Source organism: Leifsonia sp. 2MCAF36, from assembly GCF_052115525.1.
Classification (GTDB): Bacteria; Actinomycetota; Actinomycetes; order Actinomycetales; family Microbacteriaceae; genus Leifsonia.
In genome coordinates this window covers 30,416-52,783 of the sequence record NZ_JBFRGV010000015.1, presented here as the reverse complement: position 1 = coordinate 52,783, position 22,368 = coordinate 30,416, and the positions used below count along the sequence as shown (strand labels likewise).

At 67.6% G+C, this 22,368-nt stretch carries 24 protein-coding genes; 20 read left to right on the top strand and 4 right to left on the bottom strand.

Translation table 11 applies throughout. From position 1 onward, the window contains the following. Positions 1–100: 100 nt before the first annotated feature. Both AB4079_RS18600 and AB4079_RS18595 read left to right on the top strand, forming a co-directional pair. Complete coding sequence (locus AB4079_RS18600) at positions 101–1,015, top strand: ATP-binding cassette domain-containing protein (protein WP_441788819.1); 915 nt, start codon at positions 101–103, stop codon at positions 1,013–1,015. Beyond that, positions 1,012–1,908 (top strand): ABC transporter permease, encoded by an 897-nt coding sequence (locus AB4079_RS18595; protein WP_441788818.1) that lies wholly within the window; start codon positions 1,012–1,014, stop codon positions 1,906–1,908. Before AB4079_RS18600 ends, AB4079_RS18595 begins: the two co-directional genes overlap by 4 nt. A gap of 29 nt (positions 1,909–1,937) precedes the next feature. Here AB4079_RS18595 and AB4079_RS18590 read toward each other — a convergent pair whose 3' ends face one another. Beyond that, the gene (locus tag AB4079_RS18590) at positions 1,938–2,570 is read right to left on the bottom strand and encodes an HAD family hydrolase (RefSeq protein WP_441788817.1); all 633 of its coding nucleotides are present in this window, start codon (positions 2,568–2,570) and stop codon (positions 1,938–1,940) included. 59 nt (positions 2,571–2,629) lie between these two features. On the opposite strand from AB4079_RS18590, the gene AB4079_RS18585 reads away from it, so the two are divergent. From AB4079_RS18585 to AB4079_RS18525, 13 genes are all read left to right on the top strand, one after another. Then, entirely contained in the window at positions 2,630–3,325 is a 696-nt protein-coding gene (locus AB4079_RS18585; RefSeq protein WP_441788816.1) for an L-threonylcarbamoyladenylate synthase, read from the top strand. 3 nt (positions 3,326–3,328) lie between these two features. Further along, the gene (locus AB4079_RS18580) at positions 3,329–4,570 is read left to right on the top strand and encodes an MraY family glycosyltransferase (protein ID WP_441788815.1); all 1,242 of its coding nucleotides are present in this window, start codon (positions 3,329–3,331) and stop codon (positions 4,568–4,570) included. Beyond that, positions 4,567–5,049, top strand: coding sequence for a hypothetical protein (locus tag AB4079_RS18575; RefSeq protein ID WP_441788814.1), 483 nt, complete (start codon positions 4,567–4,569; stop codon positions 5,047–5,049). Before AB4079_RS18580 ends, AB4079_RS18575 begins: the two co-directional genes overlap by 4 nt. 174 nt (positions 5,050–5,223) lie before the next feature. After that, positions 5,224–6,021: a F0F1 ATP synthase subunit A gene (gene atpB, locus AB4079_RS18570; RefSeq protein ID WP_441788813.1), complete on the top strand. Its 798-nt coding sequence runs from the start codon at positions 5,224–5,226 to the stop codon at positions 6,019–6,021. Between the two features lie 49 nt (positions 6,022–6,070). Next, positions 6,071–6,292 (top strand): ATP synthase F0 subunit C, encoded by a 222-nt coding sequence (atpE, locus tag AB4079_RS18565; protein ID WP_064111451.1) that lies wholly within the window; start codon positions 6,071–6,073, stop codon positions 6,290–6,292. 31 nt (positions 6,293–6,323) lie between these two features. Continuing rightward, positions 6,324–6,881: a F0F1 ATP synthase subunit B gene (locus AB4079_RS18560; RefSeq protein WP_441788812.1), complete on the top strand. Its 558-nt coding sequence runs from the start codon at positions 6,324–6,326 to the stop codon at positions 6,879–6,881. Beyond that, positions 6,881–7,672: a F0F1 ATP synthase subunit delta gene (locus AB4079_RS18555; RefSeq protein WP_441788811.1), complete on the top strand. Its 792-nt coding sequence runs from the start codon at positions 6,881–6,883 to the stop codon at positions 7,670–7,672. The genes AB4079_RS18560 and AB4079_RS18555 overlap by 1 nt, the downstream gene beginning before the upstream one ends. A gap of 22 nt (positions 7,673–7,694) precedes the next feature. Next, the gene (gene atpA, locus AB4079_RS18550; protein WP_441788810.1) at positions 7,695–9,332 is read left to right on the top strand and encodes a F0F1 ATP synthase subunit alpha; all 1,638 of its coding nucleotides are present in this window, start codon (positions 7,695–7,697) and stop codon (positions 9,330–9,332) included. 37 nt (positions 9,333–9,369) lie between these two features. Beyond that, entirely contained in the window at positions 9,370–10,269 is a 900-nt protein-coding gene (locus AB4079_RS18545) for a F0F1 ATP synthase subunit gamma (RefSeq protein ID WP_441788809.1), read from the top strand. A 25-nt stretch (positions 10,270–10,294) separates the two neighbouring features. Then, the gene (atpD, locus tag AB4079_RS18540; RefSeq protein WP_441788808.1) at positions 10,295–11,758 is read left to right on the top strand and encodes a F0F1 ATP synthase subunit beta; all 1,464 of its coding nucleotides are present in this window, start codon (positions 10,295–10,297) and stop codon (positions 11,756–11,758) included. A 2-nt stretch (positions 11,759–11,760) separates the two neighbouring features. Next, the gene (locus AB4079_RS18535) at positions 11,761–12,021 is read left to right on the top strand and encodes a F0F1 ATP synthase subunit epsilon (protein ID WP_441788807.1); all 261 of its coding nucleotides are present in this window, start codon (positions 11,761–11,763) and stop codon (positions 12,019–12,021) included. 1 nt (position 12,022) lies between these two features. Further along, positions 12,023–12,583, top strand: coding sequence for an AAA family ATPase (locus AB4079_RS18530; protein ID WP_441788806.1), 561 nt, complete (start codon positions 12,023–12,025; stop codon positions 12,581–12,583). A gap of 1 nt (position 12,584) precedes the next feature. After that, positions 12,585–13,394, top strand: a complete 810-nt coding sequence (locus AB4079_RS18525; protein WP_441788805.1) for a YaaA family protein — start codon at positions 12,585–12,587, stop codon at positions 13,392–13,394. 344 nt (positions 13,395–13,738) lie between these two features. On the opposite strand, the gene AB4079_RS18520 is transcribed toward AB4079_RS18525, so the two are convergent. Continuing rightward, positions 13,739–14,401, bottom strand: coding sequence for a DNA-3-methyladenine glycosylase I (locus AB4079_RS18520; protein WP_441788804.1), 663 nt, complete (start codon positions 14,399–14,401; stop codon positions 13,739–13,741). Further along, positions 14,398–14,895, bottom strand: coding sequence for a methylated-DNA--[protein]-cysteine S-methyltransferase (locus tag AB4079_RS18515; RefSeq protein WP_441788803.1), 498 nt, complete (start codon positions 14,893–14,895; stop codon positions 14,398–14,400). The genes AB4079_RS18520 and AB4079_RS18515 overlap by 4 nt, the downstream gene beginning before the upstream one ends. A gap of 132 nt (positions 14,896–15,027) precedes the next feature. On the opposite strand from AB4079_RS18515, the gene AB4079_RS18510 reads away from it, so the two are divergent. From AB4079_RS18510 to AB4079_RS18495, 4 genes are read left to right on the top strand one after another with little or no spacing between them, the layout of a single operon-like run. Further along, positions 15,028–15,996 (top strand): aldo/keto reductase, encoded by a 969-nt coding sequence (locus tag AB4079_RS18510; protein WP_441788802.1) that lies wholly within the window; start codon positions 15,028–15,030, stop codon positions 15,994–15,996. 46 nt (positions 15,997–16,042) lie between these two features. Beyond that, positions 16,043–16,705 carry a TetR/AcrR family transcriptional regulator gene (locus tag AB4079_RS18505; protein ID WP_441788801.1) on the top strand — a complete coding sequence of 221 codons (663 nt, stop codon included), beginning with the start codon at positions 16,043–16,045 and terminating at the stop codon, positions 16,703–16,705. Then, the gene (locus AB4079_RS18500; protein WP_441788800.1) at positions 16,696–18,429 is read left to right on the top strand and encodes an ABC transporter ATP-binding protein; all 1,734 of its coding nucleotides are present in this window, start codon (positions 16,696–16,698) and stop codon (positions 18,427–18,429) included. Before AB4079_RS18505 ends, AB4079_RS18500 begins: the two co-directional genes overlap by 10 nt. A 13-nt stretch (positions 18,430–18,442) precedes the next feature. Next, positions 18,443–20,416, top strand: a complete 1,974-nt coding sequence (locus AB4079_RS18495) for an ABC transporter ATP-binding protein (RefSeq protein ID WP_441788799.1) — start codon at positions 18,443–18,445, stop codon at positions 20,414–20,416. A gap of 4 nt (positions 20,417–20,420) precedes the next feature. On the opposite strand, the gene AB4079_RS18490 is transcribed toward AB4079_RS18495, so the two are convergent. After that, a complete protein-coding gene (locus AB4079_RS18490; protein ID WP_441788798.1) occupies positions 20,421–21,212 on the bottom strand; it encodes a DUF1206 domain-containing protein in 792 nt (263 codons plus the stop codon). A 108-nt stretch (positions 21,213–21,320) separates the two neighbouring features. Here AB4079_RS18490 and nusA point away from each other — a divergent pair, with 108 nt between their 5' ends. After that, positions 21,321–22,328: a transcription termination factor NusA gene (nusA, locus tag AB4079_RS18485; RefSeq protein WP_441788797.1), complete on the top strand. Its 1,008-nt coding sequence runs from the start codon at positions 21,321–21,323 to the stop codon at positions 22,326–22,328. The last annotated feature ends 40 nt before the right edge of the window (positions 22,329–22,368 follow it).

Here is a 22,368-nt window from a genome sequence, read left to right as displayed (position 1 = left end):
CTGCTGCGGGGGTGTTGACACCCATCCTAGAACTGTGTACCACTTAAACAACCGTATACGACATAAACAGTTTACGTGACACACAGTCGAAAGGATTCCCATGACCGGACCAGCGATCGAAATGGCGGGGGTGCGCAAGTCATACGGCGCACAGACCGTCCTCGACGGCATCGACCTCCACGTGGAGGCCGGCAGCGTGTTCGCGCTGCTCGGACCCAACGGTGCGGGCAAGACCACGCTCATCACCATCCTGTCCACCCTCGTGCAGCCCGATGCGGGCGCGGTGTCGGTGGCCGGCCACGACCTGGCGACCGACCCGGACGGCATCCGGCGGTCGATCAGCGTCACCGGCCAGGCGGCCGCCGTGGACGGCGTGCTGACGGCAGAGGAGAACCTGCGCATGATGGCGCGGCTCTCCGGCTTCACGGCCGGGCAGGCGAAGCGCCGGGCGTCGGAGCTGATCGACCGCTTCGACCTCGGCGGCGCCGCGCGCAAACGGGTGACGACCTACTCCGGTGGGATGCGGCGCCGGCTCGACCTCGCGCTCAGCCTCGTCGCCACACCGCCCGTCATCTTCCTGGACGAGCCGACCACCGGCCTCGACACCCGCAGCAGGCTGACGCTGTGGGACATCATCCAGGACCTCGCACGTCGCGGCACCACCATCCTGCTCACCACGCAGTACCTCGAGGAGGCCGACCAGCTGGCCGACCGGATCGCGGTGCTCGACCGCGGGGTGATCGTCGCCGAAGGTACCGCTGCGGAACTCAAGGCGCAGGTCGGCGGCGAGGTCGTCGAGCTGCGGGATGCACACGGCGACATCGTCCGCGAACTGCCGACCGACGGAAGCGTGGATGCGCTCCGCACCGCGATCGACGAGCTGGACGCGCTCGGCGTGACCGGCGGCTCCATCGGCATCCGCAAGCCGTCGCTCGACGACGCGTTCCTCGCCCTGACCGGGCAAGCATCCAGCACCAGCACCGCTCCCACATTCGAGAAGGAGGCCGTCCGATGACCGCCGTGAACATCCCGTCCGCCGGTATCCCCGTTCGCCCGGAGCGGCCGGTCACGCCGCTCGCCAGCGCCCGCGTCTTCGTCGGCCGCAGCATCCGCCACTCCCTGCGCGACGTCGAGGCGCTCACCATGGCGATCGTCCTGCCCGTCATGCTCATGCTGCTCTTCACGTTCGTGTTCGGGGGAGCGCTGGATGCGGAGGGCGGGTACGTGCAGTACGTCGTCCCGGGCATCATCCTGCTCTGCGCTGGCTTCGGCGCGTCCAGCACGGCGGTGGATGTCGCCCGCGACATGAGCGACGGCATCGTCGACCGGTTCCGAACCATGCCGTTGCGGTCCCGCGGCGTGATCACCGGGCACGTGGTCGCCAGTCTGCTGCGCAACCTGCTCGCCTCCGGTGTCGTCATCGCCGTGGCCCTGCTGGTCGGCTTCCGGCCCACCGCGAACCTGCTGCAGTGGTTGGGTGCTCTCGGCATCGTCGCGTTGTTCATCCTCGCGATCACGTGGCTCTACGCCGGGATCGGCCTGGCCGCCAAGAGCCCGACGGCGGCGAGCGGCTACGGTTTCGCGCTGCTCTTCCTGCCCTACCTGTCCAGCGCGTTCGTGCCGACCGACACGATGCCGGGCTGGCTGCAGTGGGTGGCCGAGAATCAGCCGATCACGCCGATCATCGAGACCATCCGCGCGTTCCTGTTCGGGCGCGACCCCGGCACGGACCTGTGGTGGGCGCTCGGCTGGTGCGCCCTCATCGTGGCGGCCGCCTACGTCTGGGCCGCCTGGCTGTTCCGCCGCTCCGCCGGCCGCCGCTTACCCCCGCCCCGCTCACCCCCGACCCCCCACCATCGAGTCCTCACAAAGTGCACGCGACACGCCGTATCCACGTGCACTTTTTGAGGACTCGATGGTGGGGGCTGGGGTTCAGGTCAGCGCGGGCGGGCGGCGAAGGCGTGCACGGCGTCGAGGAGGGCCTCGGTGTCGAAGGTGCCGTCGTCGCGCTTCGTGAAGTGGTGGGCCTGCATCCCGCAGGCTCGGGCACCCTCCACGTTCGCGACCGAGTCGTCGAACAGGATGGCGTCCTCCGGCCGGACCCCGAAACGCCCGAGCGCGCGCGTGTAGATGCGGCGCTCGGGCTTTCGGGCGCCCAGCACCGCCGACACCAGGTCGTTGCCGCCGAGCACGTCCACGATCTCGGGCGTCAGTTCGGGCAGCGAGTCCTTGAAGGGGATGGGGTTGTTCGACAGCAGAGACACCGTCCCGAGGGTCGCCGCCTCGCGCAGCGCCGAGATGGCGCCGGGGATCGGCGTCATCGCCGCTTTCCGCGCCGCCTGCCACTCGCCGAGGGTCAGCCGGGCGCCGGTGACTTCGGCGAACGCCGCCAGATACTCCTCGCTCGTGGAGTACTCCCCGATCTCCGCAGCGCGCTCGAAACCACCCGCCCACCACGACGAGGCGAGCCGGTACTGGCTCACCCCGCCCAACTCCGCCAGCTTGGGCAGCCGCTTGTGGAAGTCGTAGTCGTAGAGCGTCTTGTCGCAGTCGAAGAAGTAGACATCCATCGCGTCCAGTATCGTCCTCCCAGTCTGGGCGTCGCGTCCCCGGCTATCATTGAGCCGTCATGGCACCCATCTACGACTGCTCGGTCGACTCCGAACTGCTCACCGGAATGCGTCTCGCCCGGGCGGCGATCGGACGCGGCGAACTCGTCGTCATCCCCACCGACACCGTGTACGGTGTCGCAGCCGACGCCTTCAACCCTGCGGCGGTCCAGCGTCTGCTCGATGCGAAGGGACGCGGTCGCCAGTCGCCGCCGCCTGTGCTGGTTCCCGGCATCCCGACGCTCGCGGCGCTCGCCGAGCGGGTGCCGGATGAGGTGGATGCGCTGGTGAAGGCGTTCTGGCCCGGCGGTCTGACCATCGTGCTCCCGGCATCGCCGTCGCTGGTGTGGGACCTGGGGGAGACCAAGGGTACGGTCGCGCTCCGCATGCCGCAGGACACGATCGCGCTGGAACTCCTGTCGGAGACCGGACCGCTCGCCGTGTCGTCCGCCAATCTGACCGGCCGCCCGGCCGCACGCACCGCCGCTGAGGCCGAGGCCATGCTCGGCGACTCGATCTCGGTCTACCTGGACGGGGGAGAGGCCGGAACCGGCTACGAGCGCCTCGAGGGCAAAGACTCCTCGTCGACGATCGTGGATGCGACCGCGCTCGCCGCGGGCGCCGGGGGCCTGCGCATCCTGCGCCAGGGCGTCGTCTCCTTCGAGCAGCTGCGGGAGGTCGTCGGCGACGCCCTCGCCGTCCCCTCGGACGCCTGAGCCGTGACCCTCCTCCTCGCCCTCGCCCTGATCTCGGCGGTCATCACGTTCGGGATGTCGTTCGTCGTCTACAAGCTGGCCATGCGGTACCGGCTGTACCCGAAGATCCGGTCGCGCGACGTGCACACCCGCCCGACGCCGCGACTGGGCGGGGTGGCCATGTTCCTCGGCATCCTCGTCGCCTTCGGGGTCTCCTGGCTGCTGTCGAGTCAGTTCGGTGTCCTCGGCCTGATCTTCTCGGACCAGGGGCCGATCCTCGCGATCCTGGGCGCATCCCTGCTCATCGTCGTGATCGGGGTCGCCGACGACATCTGGGACCTCGACTGGATGACGAAGCTCGCCGGCCAGTTCGTGGCCGCCGGACTCGTCGCCTGGCTGGGCGTGCAGATCTACTCCCTGCCGATCGGCGGCCTGACCGTCGGATCGCCGGTGATGTCGATCATCATCACGCTGTTCGCGATCGTCCTCGTGATGAATGCGATCAACTTCATCGACGGGCTGGATGGTCTGGTCGCCGGCGTCGCGCTCATCGCCAACGGCACCTTCCTCGTCTACACGTACCTGCTGCAGCGCGAGATCAGCCCGCAGAACTACTTCAGCCTGGCCGGCGTGATCGCGGCCATCCTGGTCGGCGCGTGCGCCGGCTTCCTGCCGCTCAACTGGCACCCCGCGAAGATGTTCATGGGCGACGCCGGCGCGCTGCTGATCGGGCTGCTCATGGCGACCTCGGCGATTTCGGTGACGGGGACCATCAACCCGGAGGCGCTGCAGACCCTCGGCAAGTCCTCACTGGTGCCCGCGTTCATTCCGATCATCCTGCCGTTCGCCGTGCTGGTCGTGCCGTTGCTCGACTTCGGCCTAGCGGTCATCCGGCGCCTGCGCGCCGGCAAGTCGCCGTTCAGCGCGGACCGGAAGCACCTGCACCACCGCCTCCTCGACATGGGGCACACCCACCTGCACGCCGTGCTGATCTTCTACGCGTGGACGGCCGTGCTGTCGATCGGCTGCCTGCTGTTCTTCTTCGACCCGTACTGGATGGCCATCGTCTTCGTCTCGATCGGCCTGGTCGTCTGCACCGCCTTCACGCTCGCCCCGCTCAGCCGCCGGAAGGCGAACGAGGCCGTGGCCGAGCTCGCGCCGGCGGGCAGCCCGGAGGCCGCCGAGACGGCGCGCTTCGACCAGCTCGATGAAGCCAGCGAGCGTCACGCCACCACCGCCCCCGCCCTCACCGAGGAGTCCCGATGACAGACCAGCCTGGCGCCACCCCGGCGCGGCAAGCCGCCCAGCCGACCTCGACGCCGGTCCTGCGCGACGTCCTCAAGTACGGGCTGATCCTGGCCGGTGCCATCGCGATCATCGGGATGCTGCTGGGCGGCCTCTTCGCCGGATGGGTCGGCGTCACGAGTGCGCTCATCGGCACGGCCATGGCCGCCGTCTTCCTGTCGATCACTGCGCTCAGCATCCTGATCGCCAACCGGTTCATCGCCTCCGACCTCTTCGTCGGGCTGTTCTTCGGCATCGTCCTGGGCGGCTGGATCGTCAAGTTCGTGCTGTTCCTGGTGCTCGCGATCCTGCTGCGCGACCAGCCGTGGATCAACCCGGTGGTGCTGTTCCTGAGCCTCATCGCGGGAGTGATCGGATCGCTCGTCGTCGACATGATCGTGGTGTTCCGGTCCCGTGTCCCGTACGTCAGCGACGTCACCCTTCCGGGTGAGAAGCGCTGACCCGTAGCCAATTCGTTATGGGCTGAAAACTCTTGTAGAGTTGTCAGTGATCCCCCACCCGTTCGCCTTCAGAACACATGAAGTGCGAGAAGTGCAGGGTGTGCCACCGTTCGTCGTCGCGAGAGCCAAGAGCTCGACGCCCCGAAACAGGAGATAGCGCTGTTAGCTAACGCTGTGAACCTGCTGGTCCAGGCCGCAAGCTCCGATGATGGAAGCTTCCATGGCCCCTCGATCAACGAGTTCTTCCCCCCGACCCTGTTCACCATCGGTGGCCTCGAGTTCAACCGCATCATCGTCGTCCGCTTCATCGCGACGATCGTGCTGCTCCTGATCTTCTGGCTCGGCACGCGGCGCATGCGCCTCATCCCCGGCCGTTTCCAGTCGGTCGTCGAGATGGGTCTCGACTTCGTCCGGGTCAACATCGCGGAAGACCTGCTCGGCAAGAAGGACGGCCACCGCTTCCTGCCGCTGCTCACCACGTTCTTCTTCATGGTGCTGTTCTTCAACCTCACCGGCATCATTCCGTTCCTGAACATCGCGGGCACGTCGGTGATCGCGGTTCCCCTGCTGCTCGCGATCATCGCGTACGTCACGTTCATCTACGCCGGCGTCAAGAAGAGCCCGAAGAACTTCTTCAAGAATGCGCTGTTCCCGCCCGGCGTGCCGTGGCCGCTCTACATCATCGTGACGCCGATCGAGTTCATCTCGACGTTCGTCCTGCGGCCGATCACGCTGACGCTCCGACTCCTGATGAACATGGTCGTCGGGCACCTGCTGCTCGTCCTGTTCTTCGGCGCGACCGCGTTCTTCTTCTTCACCGCGGGGAGCTGGTGGGCGCTCTTCGGCATCGGAACCTTCGCCTTCGGCTTCGCTTTCTCGCTCTTCGAGATCCTGGTCGCAGTCCTGCAGGCCTACGTCTTCGCACTGCTCACCGCTGTCTACATTCAGCTGGCAGTCGCCGAGGAACACTAAGAACGATCCGCGCACTCGCACGGATCGCCATCACGGAAGGAAACACACAGTGGACATCGCTGCAATCAACGGCAACATCGCCACCGTCGGTTACGGCCTCGCCGCCATCGGCCCGGCCATCGGCGTGGGCATCGTCGTCGGCAAGACCATCGAGGGCGTCGCCCGTCAGCCTGAGCTGGCCGGCCGTCTCCAGGTTCTGATGTACATCGGTATCGCGTTCACCGAGGCGCTCGCCTTCATCGGTATCGCTACCTACTTCATCTTCGTCTGAGTCCTCTTTTCTCTCTCAGTAAGGAGGAACCATGCTCAAGAGTGTGGTGATCGCAGCCGCGGAGGCGCAGCACAACCCGCTCATCCCTGAGTGGCCGGACGTCATCGGTGCGCTGATCTGCTTCATCGTCATCCTGTTCTTCTTCTGGAAGCTCGTGCTTCCGCGCATGAAGAAGCTGCTGGATGAGCGCGCAGAGGCGATCGAGGGCAACATCGAGAAGGCCGACGAGGCCCAGCGCAAGGCCGAGGCCCTGCTGGAGGAGTACACAGCCCAGCTCGCCGATGCTCGCGCAGAGGCAGGGAAGATCCGCGAGACCGCTCGTTCCGACGGTCAGAAGATCGTCGCGGAGGCCCGCGAGGCCGCCGCGACCGAGGCGGCCCGCGTGACCGCCCAGGCCCAGGCCCAGCTCGAAGCCGAGCGTCAGACGGCACTCGTGCAGCTGCGCGGAGAGGTCGGCTCGCTCGCGATCGACCTCGCGTCGACCGTCGTGCGCGAGGCCCTCGACGAGGACAAGCGCGCCCAGGCCATCGTCGACCGCTTCCTGGCGGACCTCGAGGCGGACGAGCAGAAGGCAGGATCGGGCAACTGATGGGAAGCGCCACCAGAGAAGCATTGGCCCGGTCCGTGTCGGCACTCGCCGACCTGGGATCCAAGGCCGATCTGGCGACGGCTGAGGACCTGTTCGCCGCAGGACGAGTCGTCGCCGACTCCGCCCAGCTCCGAGCCGTCCTCAGCGACCCCACGGCCGCATCCGACGCGAAGTCCACGCTGGTGCAGCGCGTGTTCCGGTCGCTCTCCGAGCCGGCCGTCACGCTGCTCGGCGCCATCGCCGCACAGCGCTGGTCCAGCCAGAACGACATGCTCGCCGCGATCGAGGAGCTGGGGATCCGCGCGATCGCCTCCTCCACACCGCGGTCCGTCGACATCGTGGCTCAGCTGTTCACCTTCGGAGGCGCCGTGACCTCCGACGCGCAGCTCGAGCTCGCACTGCGCAGCAAGCTGGCGACGAGCGAGTCCAAGACCGCGCTGGTCGAGCGTCTGCTCGGCGGCCGTGCGTCGAAGGAGACGGTCGCCATCGCGCGCCAGCTCGTCGAGCAGCCCCGCGGTCGCAGCATCCGGGAGTCGCTCCGTGCCGCCGCGCGCATCGTGGCATCGCAGCACGGCCAGGCCATCGCAACGGTCTTCGCCGCGACTCCGCTGCCAGACTCTCAGGCCGAGCGCCTACGCTCGGTGCTCAGCGCCACCTACGGCGACCTCCGGATCAACCAGGTCGTCGACCCCTCGATCATCGGCGGATTGCGCGTACAGATCGGTGACGACGTCATCGATGGAAGTATCGCGTCGCGTCTCTCCGAACTCCGGCTTCAGCTGGCGGGCTGACCGCCCCAAGATAGGAATCACAATGGCAGATATTCAGATCAGCCCCGACGAGATCCGCGACGCGCTCAAGGACTTCGTCAACAGCTACGAGCCCAGCGGCGCGGAAGCCACCGAGATCGGGCACGTCCTGGACGCGTCCGACGGCATCGCGCACGTCGAGGGTCTCCCCAGCGTCATGGCCAACGAGCTCATCCGCTTCGCCGACGGCACCCTGGGCCTCGCCCAGAACCTCGACGAGAACGAGGTCGGCGTCGTCGTGCTCGGCGAGTTCGACCAGATCGTCGAAGGCATGGAGGTGACGCGTACCGGTGAGGTCCTCTCCGTCCCCGTCGGTGACGGCTACCTCGGCCGTGTCGTGGACCCGCTCGGTAACCCGATCGACGGTCTCGGCGAGATCGCCAGCGAGGGCCGCCGCGAGCTTGAGCTCCAGGCCCCCGGCGTCATGCAGCGCAAGTCGGTGCACGAGCCGCTGCAGACCGGCATCAAGGCGATCGACGCCATGATCCCCGTCGGCCGCGGTCAGCGTCAGCTCATCATCGGCGACCGCCAGACCGGTAAGACGGCCATCGCGATCGACACGATCATCAACCAGAAGGCCAACTGGGAGTCGGGCGACGTCAACAAGCAGGTCCGCTGCATCTACGTCGCGATCGGCCAGAAGGGCTCGACCATCGCCTCGGTGAAGGGCGCGCTCGAGGACGCCGGCGCGATGGAGTACACCACCATCGTCGCGGCCCCCGCCTCCGACCCTGCCGGCTTCAAGTACCTCGCTCCGTACACCGGCTCGGCCATCGGCCAGCACTGGATGTACGGCGGCAAGCACGTCCTCATCGTGTTCGACGACCTGTCGAAGCAGGCGGAGGCGTACCGCGCCGTGTCGCTGCTGCTCCGTCGTCCGCCGGGACGCGAGGCCTACCCGGGTGACGTCTTCTACCTGCACTCCCGTCTGCTGGAGCGTTGCGCCAAGCTCTCCGACGAGCTGGGCGCCGGCTCGATGACCGGTCTTCCGATCATCGAGACCAAGGCGAACGACGTCTCGGCGTACATCCCGACCAACGTGATCTCGATCACCGACGGCCAGATCTTCCTGCAGTCCGACCTCTTCAACGCCAACCAGCGTCCAGCGGTCGACGTCGGAATCTCGGTCTCCCGAGTCGGCGGCGACGCGCAGGTGAAGTCGATCAAGAAGGTCTCCGGCACGCTCAAGCTCGAGCTGGCACAGTACCGGTCGCTCGAGGCGTTCGCGATGTTCGCGTCCGACCTCGACCAGGCCAGCCGCCGTCAGCTCGCCCGTGGTGCGCGCCTCACCGAGTTGCTCAAGCAGCCGCAGTACTCGCCGTTCCCGGTGGAGGAGCAGGTCGTCTCGATCTGGGCCGGCACCAACGGCAAGCTGGACGAGGTCGCCGTGGAGGACGTCCTGCGCTTCGAGGCGGAGCTGCTGGACCACCTGCGCCGCAACACCGACATCCTGACCACGCTGCGCGAGACCAACGTCCTCGACGACGACACGGTCGCGAAGCTCGGTTCCGAGGTGGACGCGTTCAAGCTCGAGTTCCAGACGGGCGAGGGCAAGCCGCTCGCCTCGGTCGGACGCGAAGAGTTCACGGCCATCGACGAGGACGAGGTCGACCAGGAGCGCATCGTCAAGGCCAAGCGCTGAGCCGCTGAGCTGACGACAGAGAACTAAGAGGAGACACATGGGAGCACAGCTTCGGGTCTACCGGCAGAAGATCAGATCTGCCCAGACGACCAAGAAGATCACCCGTGCGATGGAGCTGATCTCCGCCTCCCGCATCCAGAAGGCGCAGGCGCGGGTCGCCGCGAGTTCGCCGTACGCCCGCGCCATCACGCGCGCGGTGTCGGCGGTGGCGACCTACTCGAACGTGGACCACGTCCTGACCACCGAGCCGGAGAAGATCGAGCGCGCGGCGATCGTCATCTTCTCGTCGGACCGGGGGCTCGCGGGCGCGTTCAACACGAACGTGCTCAAAGAGTCGGAGAAGCTCGCCGAGCTGCTGCGCAGCCAGGGCAAGGAGGTCGTGTACTTCCTCGTCGGGCGCAAGGCACAGGGCTACTTCAGCTTCCGCCGCCGTGCGTTCGAGCGCGTCTGGACCGGCAACACGGACGCTCCGGAGTTCGAGCAGGCCAAAGAGATCGCCGACGCGATCCTGGAGTCGTTCCTGCGCGACGCGTCCGACGGCGGCGTCGACGAGATCCACATCATCTACAACCGCTTCGTCAGCATGCTGACCCAGGAGCCGCAGGTCATCCGTCTGCTGCCCCTGGAGGTCGTGGAAGGCCTGGAGGAGCCGGACCGCACACAGGTCCTGCCGCTCTACGAGTTCGAGCCCGATGTGGGGACCGTTCTCGACTCGCTGCTGCCCGTCTACATCGAGAGCCGCATCTTCAACGCCATGCTGCAGTCCGCCGCTTCGAAGCACGCGGCGACCCAGAAGGCGATGAAGGCCGCGAGCGACAACGCCGACAAGCTCATCACCGACTACACGCGTCTTGCGAACAACGCCCGTCAGGCGGAGATCACCCAGCAGATCTCCGAGATCGTCGGCGGCGCGGACGCGCTGAGCTCGGCTAAGTAAACGTCCTACGAGAGAGATAAGAATCATGACTACCGCTACCGCCGAAGCCCAGGCTTCGACCGCGCAGCCGGGTGGAGTCGGGCGCATCGCGCGCGTCACCGGCCCGGTCGTCGACATCGAGTTCCCGCACGATGCCATCCCCGGCATCTACAACGCCCTGAAGACCACGATCACGATCGGCGAGGAGTCGAACGAGATCACGCTCGAGGTCGCACAGCACCTCGGTGACGACCTGGTCCGCGCCATCGCGCTGAAGCCGACCGACGGCCTGGTCCGCGGCGGCGAGGTGCGCGACACCGGCTCGCCGATCACGGTCCCCGTGGGCGACGTCACCAAGGGCAAGGTCTTCAACGTCACCGGCGACATCCTGAACGGCGAGCCCGGCGAGAAGATCGAGATCAGCGAGCGCTGGTCCATCCACCGCAACCCGCCGGCGTTCGACCAGCTGGAGTCGAAGACCCAGCTGTTCGAGACCGGCATCAAGGTCATCGACCTGCTCACCCCGTACGTGCAGGGTGGCAAGATCGGCCTGTTCGGCGGCGCGGGTGTCGGCAAGACCGTCCTCATCCAGGAGATGATCCAGCGCGTCGCGCAGGACCACGGTGGTGTGTCGGTGTTCGCCGGTGTCGGCGAGCGCACCCGTGAGGGCAACGACCTCATCCACGAGATGGAGGAGGCGGGCGTCTTCGACAAGACCGCGCTCGTCTTCGGCCAGATGGACGAGCCGCCGGGAACGCGTCTCCGGGTCGCGCTCTCCGCGCTGACGATGGCGGAGTACTTCCGCGACGTGCAGAAGCAGGATGTGCTGCTCTTCATCGACAACATCTTCCGCTTCACGCAGGCCGGCTCCGAGGTCTCCACGCTGCTCGGCCGCATGCCGTCCGCTGTGGGCTACCAGCCGAACCTGGCCGACGAGATGGGTCAGCTGCAGGAGCGGATCACGTCGACCCGCGGCCACTCGATCACCTCGCTGCAGGCGATCTACGTGCCCGCCGACGACTACACCGACCCGGCGCCGGCGACCACCTTCGCCCATCTCGACGCCACGACCGAGCTCTCCCGTGAGATCGCGTCGAAGGGTCTGTACCCGGCCGTCGACCCGCTGACCTCGACCTCGCGCATCCTCGACCCCCGCTACCTGGGCGCCGACCACTACCGCGTGGCCACCACGGTCAAGCAGATCCTCCAGAAGAACAAGGAGCTGCAGGAGATCATCGCCATCCTCGGTGTCGACGAGCTCTCCGAAGAGGACAAGATCACGGTGTCGCGTGCGCGCCGGATCCAGCAGTTCCTCTCGCAGAACACCTACATGGCGAAGAAGTTCACCGGCGTGGAAGGTTCGACCGTCCCGCTCAAGGAGACCATCGAGTCCTTCGATGCGATCGCCAAGGGCGAGTTCGACCACGTGGCGGAGCAGGCGTTCTTCAACGTCGGAGCGATCTCCGACGTCGAGGAGAAGTGGGCGCAGATCCAGAAGGAGAACGGCTGATCATGGCTGTCCTCACCGTCAGCGTCGTCGCCGCGGACCACGAAGTGTGGTCCGGAGAGGCCAGCATGGTCGTCGCGCGCACCGTGGAAGGGCAGATCGGTATCCTGCCCGGCCACGAGCCGCTCCTCGCCATCCTCGCCCAGGGCGAAGTTCGCGTGACCCTGAACGGAGGGGAGTCGATCACGGCCCAGGCCGATGACGGCTTCCTCTCCGTCGAGAACAACACGGTCACTGTCGTGGCCCGTCAGGCCGAGCTGGTCTGACATGCCGGAGAAGCAGGGAGCCCCGTTGGAGCGCCAGTTCGGAGACGTCCGCGTCCCGATGCTGGTGGCTATGGCGGGGCTTCCCGGCTCCGGAAAGTCCACCATCGCGGAGATCCTCGCCGGGCGCATCGGCGCCACGGTGATCTCGGTGGACCCGATCGAGGCGTCGGTCCTCCGTGCGGGGATCGACTCCGACCAGCCGACCGGGCTCGCGGCTTACCTGGTGGCGGAGACGATGGCCGAGCAGGTGCTGCTCTCCGGCCACTCCGTCGTCGTGGACGCGGTCAACGCGGTGGAGCCGGCGCGCCTGCAGTGGCGCGACCTGGCGGAGCGCTGCGACGTCAAACTCCGGGTCGTGGAGACGGTGTGCTCCGACCCCGCGCTGCATGAGGAGCGCCTCTCGAAGCGCTCAGGGCTGGTCGCCGCCTACGCCGTGGAGCAGAGCGTCGACGAGTACCACGAGTGGAAGGGCGCCTGCGGCACCATGCCGCGCATCACCCTCGACACGTCTGCGCCGCTCGGCGAGAACGTCGACCGGGCGCTGGACTTCGTGGAGGGCTAGGGTGCTCATCCTGCTCCCGCCCTCCGAGACGAAGAGGGACGGGGGAGCGGGGTCCCCGCTCGCCCTCGGCCGTCTGCGCTTCCCGTCGCTGCACGCGGTTCGGCGTGACGTCGTCGGCGCGGTGGTGGCGCTGTCCGCGGATCACGCGGACTCCGTGCGCGCCCTGAAGCTGGGCCCGAAGCAGACCGGCGAGGTCGAGAGGAACCGGACCGTCCGTTCGGCGCCGACGATGCGCGCGCTGGAGCGCTACACAGGGGTGTTGTATGACGCGCTCGATGCAGGATCGCTGTCCGATGTCGAGTGGGCGGTCGCTGCCGAGTCGGTCGTCGTGCAGTCGGCCTTGCTCGGGCTGATCGGCGCCGCCGACGAGGTGCCGGCGTACCGGCTGTCGTTCGACTCGCGGCTGTCGCTGGAGCGCGGCGCTGCGTCGCTCAAAAAGCGCTGGGCGGCGGCCGGGGGTGCCGCGCTCGCGGAGCGCGACGACCTTCTGCTCGACCTCCGTTCGGAGGGCTACGCCGCGCTCGCACCCCTGCCCGACCGGGAGGGCGCGCACTATGTGCGTGTGCTCGCCCGGGATGACAACGGCCACGTTCGTGCACTGAATCACTTCAACAAGCAGGCGAAGGGCCTCCTCACTCGGGCCTTGATCGAGGCGGGGGCTTCCTTCCGTTCGACCGCCGAACTGCTGCGGTGGGCCGCCGACGAGGGCTACGAGCTGCGCGCGGCGGCCGACGGCTCCCGAGAGTTGGAGTTGGTGGTGCCGGAGGTCCGGGGCGTTCCGGGGCGCCTCATGGCCGCGCTTCGCGCCTGACCGGGAGCTACGCGACGACGAGGTGAACTCCTAGTGGTGCACCGGTGAAAAGTGAGATATGCTCACAGATAAGAGAGAGGATCACTGATCCGGGGCGAGGGCGCGCACAAGCGGCGATCCCTTACGACCTCAACAAGTCGGGCCGATGTACGGTGGCCGGCGCGACATCCCCGCGCGTCGTTTCCACGTCGGAGTGTGAGGAACCAAGGATCCGCCTGCGGTCGGGCACGTGCGGATGCTGCCTCACCAGCGAGAATCCGGCGTCGGAGTCCTTTCCGTCGTCGGCCCGACTCTCTCGGTCCTACCGCCGCCGTGCGTACCTGCGTCGGGCAGAGTGCGCACGGTCAGGCGCGGAAGCAGCCGTCGAAGTGGTCGTCGACCATACCGGTCGCCTGCATCAGCGCATACATCGTGGTGGGGCCGACGAATCGGAACCCGCGGCGCCGGAGCTCCTTGCTGAGGGCGGTCGACTCGGGCGTCACCGCTGGGATCTCTCCCCACCTCCGTGGGCGCTGCTCAGCCCGCCGCTCGGGTGCGAAGCTCCACATCAAATCCTCCAGGGGAACGTCGAGCGCGAGCACCGCCCGGGCGTTCGAGATGGTGGCCTCGATCTTGCCGCGGTGGCGGATGATCCGCGCATCCAGCAGCAGGCGTTGCACATCGGTCTCGGTCATCGCGGCGACACGCTCCGGCTCGAAGCCGAGGAACACCTCACGGAAGGCCGGGCGGCGTCGCAGGATGGTGATCCAGGAGAGCCCCGCCTGGAACCCTTCCAGGCACAGCTTCTCGTAGAGTGCCCGAGGGTCGTGCTGCGAACGTCCCCACTCCTCGTCGTGGTAGCGCCGGTACTCGGGGTCACTTGCCGACCAGGAGCACCGAGCCAGCCCGTCCTCGCCCACCACGAGAGGGGGGCGTTCGGGTGCCGGCTCGGCGTCGGGACCCTCGGTCGTCGGTTTCGGCCTGGACCTGCTCGTCGACTCGCTCGTTGTGTCCGTCGTCGCGCTCATGCGGCCAGCATGATCCCCTCGTGTTCCAGCAGCCACAGCTTGGTCGGGATGCCGTCGCCCCCGCTGTAGCCCGTGACGCGGCCGCTGGATGACAGTACCCGGTGACAGCCGACGATGATCGGGACCGGGTTGGCGCCGACCGCTCCGCCGATCGCCCGGCCGTAGCCGGCGTGCCCGAGGGACGCGCCCAACTCGCCGTAGGAGACGAACGTTCCGTATTCGAGCTCGGCGATCCGCTGCCACACCGCCTGCCGGAAGGGGGTGCCCTGCAACCGCACCGGCACGTCGAAGGTTCGGCGCGTGCCGGCGAAGTACTCGCCGAGCTGGGCCGCGGCGTCGTCGAGGACCGGCGTGCTGCGTTCGGGATGATCGTCGAGCGGGAGGTGACCCGCCCGCTCGATGGAGAGTGACGTGACAGCGGTGCCGTCACTGGTCAACTCGAGTCGCCCGATGGGGCTCGTGGTGCGAAGGAGGTAGGCGAAAGAACTGCTCATGGGTCGACTCTAGAGCGGACCGCCGACGTGCACTCGCGAGAATCGGACATCGGGGAGAACTGCCGCAGATCGCCGGCTGGGGACGGATTCACGACCGCAATCAACCGCCGCCGCGTGCCTAGACTCGGAGGCATGGCGAACATCGAATACCGCGCTCTCGGCCGCTCCGGACTGGTCGTCTCGACGATCGGCCTCGGCTGCAACAACTTCGGCCGGAAGGACACAGCGACCGAGACGCAGGCGGGGACCGACGCCGTGATCGGGGCGGCGATCGACGCCGGTGTGACCCTGTTCGACACGGCAGACATCTACGGCAAGGAGCGCGGCCTCTCCGAGACCCTGATGGGCGCAGCGCTCGAGGGCAAGCGCGACCGGATCGTCCTCGCGACCAAGTTCGGGATGGACATGGCCGGCGCCAACGGCCCGGACTGGGGCGTGCGCGCGTCGCGGCGCTACATCCGGCTTGCGGTGGAGGGCTCATTGCGCCGCCTGCGGACGGACTGGATCGACCTGTACCAACTTCACCAGCCGGACGCGGTCACGCCGATCGAAGAGACCCTCGAGACGCTGGACGACCTTATCGCCGAGGGCAAGATCCGGTACATCGGCCACTCCAACCTGAGCGGCTGGCAGATCGCCGAGGCGGAGTTCACGGCCGAACTGCACAGTCACCCCAAGTTCATCTCGGCGCAGAACGAGTACAGCCTGCTGGCGCGCGAGGCCGAGCGCGAGGTCCTGCCGGCGGCGAACCGATACCGCCTGGGGTTCCTGCCGTACTTCCCGCTCTACAACGGCCTGTTCACGGGCAAGTTCACCCGCGAGGGCGGTCCGGCGGACAGCCGGATCATGAACCTGCGCAAGCACCTGCTCGACAACGCACCATGGGACCGGATGGACCGCTATCAAGCTTTCTGCGACGAGCGCGGCGTCACCATGCTGCAGGCCACCTTCGCGTGGCTGCTCGCCCAGCCGGGACTCACCAGCGTGATCGCCGGTGCCACCAAGCCGGAGCAGATCGTCGCCAACGCGGAGGCGGCAACGGCGTGGACGCCGACGGCGGAGGAGGTCGCGACGATATCGGAGATCTTCACGATCGGCTGATACGAAACGCTTGTGAGTGAGCACTCACTCCGCATACAATCATCGAGTGATCACCGGGGAGGAAGCGGCTGCACCGCGCATGCGAGCCCAGCCGATGTCGGCTGAGGACCGCAAGGCGATGATCGTCGACGCCGTCATCCCGCTGCTCCTGGAACACGGCCGGGGGATGACCTCGCGCCAGATCGCCGAGGCGGCGGGCATCGCCGAAGGCACCATCTTCCGCGCGTTCGGCGACAAGGAGACGCTGGTGCAGGCGGCGATCGAGAAGTATCTCGACCCGGAGCCGCTGCGCGAGGCCCTCCGCAGCATCGACCCGGCGCTGCCTCTGGAGAACAAGGTCCGCGCGATCATCCTGTTGCTGCGCGAGCGCTTCCACAGCGTGATGCGGATCATGTCGGTGATCGGACCGCAGCGCCCACCGGTCCCGCAGGAGCGCGGAGAGTTCGCGCGGATCATCGCGCACATCCTCGAGCCGGAGACCCGCGAGCTCAACTGGCCGCCGGAGCGCGTCGCGCACGTGTTGCGGCTGATCAGCTTCTCGTCGGCCTTCCCCGCGCTCAACGAGGGCATCGAGTTCAGCGTCGACGACCTCGCGCGCATGGTCCTCGTCGGCATCGCCGGCAGCTCGCCGCACGTTTCTCACCCCGCTCCACGGCACTCGACTACACCCGACAACCTGACGTCCCCTACGGAGGCATCATGCTCCTGAGACTCCTCGGCCGGTTCCTCCGGCCGCACTGGCCGCTCCTGATCGGGGTGATCGTCTTCCAGCTGGCCCAGTCGCTGCTGTCCTTGTGGCTGCCCACGCTGAACGCCCAGATCACGGACAACGGCATCGCCAAGGGCGACACCGGTTACATCCTCTCCGTCGGCAGCGAGATGCTGGGCGTCACGCTGGTGCAGGTCGCCTGCGCGATCACGGCGGTCTACTTCGGTGCCAAGGTCGCCATGCTGGTCGGCCGTGACCTGCGCGAGGCGATCTTCCACCGGGTGGGCGAGTTCTCCGAGCGGGAGGTCTCGTCGTTCGGGGCGCCGTCGTTGATCACGCGCAACACGAACGATGTGCAGCAGGTGCAGATGCTGGTCATGATGACCTGCACGCTCCTGGTCTCAGCGCCCATCCTGGCGGTCGGCGGGATCGTGCTGGCGATGCAGCAGGACATCGATCTCTCCTGGCTGATCGCGGTCAGCGTCCCGGCCCTCCTGGTCGCGGTGAGCATCATCATCTCGCGCATGGTGCCGTTGTTCCGGCGCATGCAAGACCGCATCGACCGCGTGAACCGAGTGCTCCGGGAGCAGCTGAGCGGCATCCGCGTCGTCCGCGCGTTCGTTCGCGAGGAGGTGGAGACCAACCGTTTCCGCACCGCCAACGATCAGGTGACGGAGACCGCGCTCAAAGCGGGACGCCTGTTCGCGCTGATGTTCCCCATCGTGATGCTCGTGCTGAACGTGTCCAGCGTCGCCGTGATCTGGTTCGGCTCGTTCCGCATCCAGGACGGCTCGCTGCAGGTCGGCACGCTGACCGCTTTCCTGCAGTACCTCATGCAGATCCTGATGGGCGTGATGATGTCGACGATGATGGCCGTGCTCGTTCCACGCGCCGCCGTCTGCGCCGACCGGATCGGCGAGGTGCTCGGCACCGACTCGTCGGTTCGTGCATCCGAGAACCCGATCACCGAGGTCACGGCGCACGGGACGGTCGAATTCGTGGACGTCGGGTTCTCGTACCCGGGCGCCGAGCATCCGGTGCTCACCGACATCACCTTCCTCGCCGAGGCGGGCAGGACGACCGCGCTCATCGGGAGTACCGGCGCGGGTAAGACCACGCTGGTGAACCTCATCCCACGCCTCTTCGACGCGACGAGCGGCATCGTGATGGTCGACGGGGTGGATGTGGCCGACCTCGACCCCGAGCTGCTCTGGTCGCGGATCGGCATCGTGCCGCAGCGGCCGTACCTCTTCTCGGGCACCGTCGCCTCCAACCTCCGCTACGGCAACCCCGACGCGACGGACGAGGAGCTGTGGCATGCGCTCGAGGTTGCGCAGGCGCGCGACTTCGTGAGCGAGATGCCGGAGGGGCTGGAGGCGCCGATCGCGCAGGGCGGCACCAACGTGTCCGGCGGTCAGCGTCAGCGCCTGGCGATCGCCCGAGCACTTGTGCGCAAGCCGGAGATCTACGTCTTCGACGACTCGTTCTCGGCGCTCGACACGGCGACGGACGCCCGGCTGCGCGCCGCGCTGGCACGGGATGTGACCGAGGCGACGATGATCGTCGTCGCTCAGCGGGTGTCCACCATCGTGGACGCCGACCAGATCATCGTCATCGACGACGGCCGCGTGGTCGGCCGCGGGACGCACGACGAACTCGTGGAGAGCAACCCGACGTACGCGGAGATCGTGTCGTCGCAGCTCGCCGCCCAGGATGCGGCTTAAAGGAGAGCACGGGATGAGCGACAAGACGACAGCACCGGCCCGGCCGATCGGCCCGCCGATGCGGCGGGGACCCGGCGGCGGCGGACCCTTCGGCGGAATGGGCATGCCCGCGGAGAAGTCGATGAACTTCGGTCCGAGCGCGAAGCGCCTGCTCGGCCGGCTGCGCCCGGAGCGGCTTCCGCTCGTGGCGGTGACCTCGCTCGCGGTGGTGTCCGTGGTGTTCGCGGTGCTCGGGCCCAAGCTGCTCGGGAACGCCATCAATCTCGTCTTCGCGGGAGCCCTGTCGCTTCAGTTCCCGAAGGGAATCACGCAGGAGCAGGCCATCGCGGCGGTCCGCGCGAAGGGAAACGACCAGTACGCCGACCTGCTCTCGGGTGCCACCTTCACCCCTGGTGCCGGCATCGACTTCACGGCGGTCGGGCAGACGCTGCTGTGGGTGCTCGCCCTGTATGTGCTCTCGTCGGTGTTCAGCTACCTGCAGGCGTACGTGCTCAACGGCGTCACCCAGCGCACGGTCTACCGCCTGCGCGCGGACGTCGAGGACAAGCTCCACCGGTTGCCGCTGAAGTACTTCGACGGGATGCAGCGCGGCGAGCTGCTCAGCCGCGTCACCAACGACATCGACAACATCTCGCAGTCGCTGCAGCAGACCATGAGCCAGCTGCTGACCTCGCTGCTCACCGTGGTCGGCGTCGTGGTGCTGATGTTCGTCATCTCGCCGCTGCTGGCGGTGATCGCGCTGGTCACCATCCCGCTGACCCTGCTCATCACCACCGTCATCGCGAAGCGCTCGCAGAAGCTGTTCGTGGCGCAGTGGCGGCACACCGGCGAGCTGAACGGCCAGATCGAGGAGGCCTTCACCGGCCACTCCCTGGTGAAGGTGTTCGGCCGCCACCGCGAGGTGGAGGCGCGCTTCCGGGAGAAGAACCAGGAGATGTACCGCGCCAGCTTCGGCGCGCAGTTCATCTCCGGCATCATCATGCCGGCGATGATGTTCGTCGGGAACCTGATGTATGTGGCGATCGCGGTCGTCGGCGGCCTCCAGGTCGCGGCGGGCGCGATGCAGCTCGGCGACGTGACGGCGTTCATCCAGTACTCACGGCAGTTCACGCAGCCGCTCACCCAGTTGGGGTCGATGGCGAACCTGCTGCAGTCGGGCGTCGCCAGCTCCGAGCGGGTGTTCGAACTGCTGGATGCGGACGAGCAGTCCACCGATCCGCGGCAGCCGGAGAGCCCCGAGGGCACAAGGGGCCTTCTCGCGTTCGAGGACGTCTCCTTCCGCTACACCGAGGAGACACCGTTGATCGAGGACCTCTCGCTGGTCGCGCAGCCGGGTCAGACGGTGGCGATCGTCGGTCCCACCGGCGCGGGCAAGACCACCCTGGTCAACCTGATGATGCGGTTCTACGACCTCGACAGCGGGCGCATCACACTGGACGGCGTCGACATTGCGAGCATGAGCCGGCACGACCTGCGCAGCAGGATGGGCATGGTGCTGCAGGACACCTGGCTGTTCAAGGGCACGATCCGTGACAACATCCTGTACGGCCGCCCGGATGCGACCGAGGAGGAAGTGCTGGATGCGGCCCGCGCCACCTACGTCGACCGGTTCGTGCACTCACTGCCGGACGGCTACGACACGGTGCTCGACGACGAGGGAGCGAACATCTCTGCGGGGGAGAAGCAGCTGTTGACGATCGCGCGCGCCTTCCTGGCGCGGCCCAGCGTGCTCATCCTCGACGAGGCCACGTCGTCGGTAGACACCCGGACCGAGGTGCTGGTGCAGAAGGCAATGAGCGCGCTGCGGGCGGACCGCACGTCGTTCGTGATCGCGCATCGGCTGTCCACGATTCGAGACGCCGACCTCATCCTGGTGATGGAGGCGGGGCGGATCGTGGAGCAGGGAACCCACGCCGAGCTGCTCGCCGGCGGCGGAGCCTACTACTCGCTGTACAACGCCCAGTTCGCCGGCGCGGCCGACGCGTAGGAGGTCACTGCTCCTTGAGGCGGGAGGCGAACGCGCGCACGCACCAGAACGCACCATAGGCGATCAGGCCCAGCGCGATCAGCACCAGCAGGACGACCCCGAACGGCACCTGCGTCAGTGCCTTGAGGCTGCCGTCCAGCCCGCCGGCCTTCTCCGGGTCGGCGGTGATCGCCCCGAACACGACCAGACCGCCCACGATGACGAGTGCGACACCCTTCGAGACGTAGCCGACCCGACCGAGCGTCGTCGTGATGGTCGCCCAGCGATTCGGTGGGAGGCGCAGGTCGCGCTCGAAGCGGTGCGTCACGCCGTTCACGACGAAGACCACTCCCGCGGCGACGATGCCCAGGCCGATGGCGGCCAGCAGCACCACGCCGCCGGGCATCCCGAGCAGTTGGGAGGACCACGTCTTCTCCGACGACGACGAGTTCTTGTGGCTCCCGGCGGCAATGGAGATCGTCACGCCGGCCAGGACGGCGTAGATGACACATTTGGCCACTTCGATGAGCTTCTCGCCGGGCCTGTGGGCGGTGATCGACTGCAGGATCTGCCACAGCGCGAGGAAGATCAGCCCGACGATCACGGCCCAGAGCACGAACAGACCGCCCGGCACGGCGACGACGGCCTGGAGGGCGCCCGACTGGTCGGCGCTGCCTCCGTGGCCGAACGCGACCGCGAGGGCGATGATCCCGATCAGGATGTGCAGGATGCCGATGGCGGCCAAGCCCACGCGGGCCAGCACGCGGACGGCGGGCTGGCGCTCGACGCGGGAGGCGATTCGGGTAGGGGACGTCATGTGATGCACGGTACGCGGCGTTCACGGGTTCCGGAATCTCGGGTACCCTGGAGGACTGAGTCCGCCGCGCCGTCGCGTGGCGGCGAGATCTGAATAGAGGAGGCCGGCATGGACATCGACCTCAGCGTCTTGCGTCTCATGGAGCGCGAGAAGGAGATCCCGTTCGACGAACTGGTGCAGATCATCGAACAGGCGATTCTGACCGCCTACCTGAAGCACACCAACCAGGCCGACCACCGGCACGGTCACAGCGACCAGCCGCCGGCTGCGCGCGTGCACCTCGACCGCAAGACGGGGCATGTCACCGTCTACGTTCCCGAGCACGACGACGAGGGCAACATCATCGGCGAGGCCGAGGACAGCCCCAGTGATTTCGGCCGGATCGCGGCCTTCGCCGCGAAGCAGGTGATCAACCAGCGCCTGCGCGACATCGCGGACGAAGCGGTGCTCGGCGAGTTCCGCGGTCGCGAGGGCGACATCGTCGCCGGTGTCATCCAGCAGGGGCCGAACCCGCGCATGATCCACATCGACCTGGGGTCGGTCGAGGCGATTCTGCCCCCCGAGGAGCAGGTGCCCGGCGAGGAGTACACGCACGGGTCGCGCATCCGCGTCTACGTCACCAGCGTGTCCAAGGGCACGAAGGGTCCGTCGATCACGGTCTCGCGCACCCACCCGGCGCTGGTTCGCAAGCTGTTCGCGCTCGAGGTTCCGGAGATCGCGAGCGGTGTCGTCGAAATCGTGTCGCTGGCCCGCGAGGCCGGCCACCGGACCAAGATGGCCGTCCGCGCGACGGAGCCGGGGGTGAACGCCAAGGGCGCATGCATCGGCGAGCTGGGCCAGCGCGTCCGGGCCGTGACGGCGGAGCTCAACAACGAGAAGATCGACATCGTCGACTACTCGCCCGACCTGGCGACGTTCGTCTCCAGCGCCCTGAGCCCGGCGAAGGTGACCAGCGCGTTCGTCATCGACGAATCGCTGAAGGCCGTGCGTGCGTTGGTGCCGGATTACCAGCTGTCGCTCGCGATCGGCAAGGAGGGCCAGAACGCCCGACTCGCCGCCAAGCTGACCGGCGCGAAGATCGACATCCAGCCGGATTCGATCCTCGATCGCGACTGAGTTCGCGGCCACCACCACCCGGCGGTTCGGTGCTGGGCGT

Bases quoted from the DNA above. Each gene is read 5' to 3' on its own strand.
- AB4079_RS18495 (WP_441788799.1), top strand. From the start codon at position 18,443: ATGAGCGACAAGACGACAGCACCGGCCCGGCCGATCGGCCCGCCGATG.
- AB4079_RS18535 (WP_441788807.1), top strand. From the start codon at position 11,761: ATGGCTGTCCTCACCGTCAGCGTCGTCGCCGCGGACCACGAAGTGTGG.
- AB4079_RS18600 (WP_441788819.1), top strand. From the start codon at position 101: ATGACCGGACCAGCGATCGAAATGGCGGGGGTGCGCAAGTCATACGGC.
- AB4079_RS18490 (WP_441788798.1), bottom strand. From the start codon at position 21,212: ATGACGTCCCCTACCCGAATCGCCTCCCGCGTCGAGCGCCAGCCCGCC.
- AB4079_RS18510 (WP_441788802.1), top strand. From the start codon at position 15,028: ATGGCGAACATCGAATACCGCGCTCTCGGCCGCTCCGGACTGGTCGTC.
- nusA (WP_441788797.1), top strand. From the start codon at position 21,321: ATGGACATCGACCTCAGCGTCTTGCGTCTCATGGAGCGCGAGAAGGAG.
- atpD (WP_441788808.1), top strand. From the start codon at position 10,295: ATGACTACCGCTACCGCCGAAGCCCAGGCTTCGACCGCGCAGCCGGGT.
- AB4079_RS18545 (WP_441788809.1), top strand. From the start codon at position 9,370: ATGGGAGCACAGCTTCGGGTCTACCGGCAGAAGATCAGATCTGCCCAG.
- AB4079_RS18555 (WP_441788811.1), top strand. From the start codon at position 6,881: ATGGGAAGCGCCACCAGAGAAGCATTGGCCCGGTCCGTGTCGGCACTC.
- AB4079_RS18590 (WP_441788817.1), bottom strand. From the start codon at position 2,570: ATGGATGTCTACTTCTTCGACTGCGACAAGACGCTCTACGACTACGAC.
- atpA (WP_441788810.1), top strand. From the start codon at position 7,695: ATGGCAGATATTCAGATCAGCCCCGACGAGATCCGCGACGCGCTCAAG.
- AB4079_RS18595 (WP_441788818.1), top strand. From the start codon at position 1,012: ATGACCGCCGTGAACATCCCGTCCGCCGGTATCCCCGTTCGCCCGGAG.
- AB4079_RS18575 (WP_441788814.1), top strand. From the start codon at position 4,567: ATGACAGACCAGCCTGGCGCCACCCCGGCGCGGCAAGCCGCCCAGCCG.
- AB4079_RS18560 (WP_441788812.1), top strand. From the start codon at position 6,324: ATGCTCAAGAGTGTGGTGATCGCAGCCGCGGAGGCGCAGCACAACCCG.
- AB4079_RS18500 (WP_441788800.1), top strand. From the start codon at position 16,696: ATGCTCCTGAGACTCCTCGGCCGGTTCCTCCGGCCGCACTGGCCGCTC.
- AB4079_RS18515 (WP_441788803.1), bottom strand. From the start codon at position 14,895: ATGAGCAGTTCTTTCGCCTACCTCCTTCGCACCACGAGCCCCATCGGG.
- AB4079_RS18585 (WP_441788816.1), top strand. From the start codon at position 2,630: ATGGCACCCATCTACGACTGCTCGGTCGACTCCGAACTGCTCACCGGA.
- AB4079_RS18530 (WP_441788806.1), top strand. From the start codon at position 12,023: ATGCCGGAGAAGCAGGGAGCCCCGTTGGAGCGCCAGTTCGGAGACGTC.
- AB4079_RS18520 (WP_441788804.1), bottom strand. From the start codon at position 14,401: ATGAGCGCGACGACGGACACAACGAGCGAGTCGACGAGCAGGTCCAGG.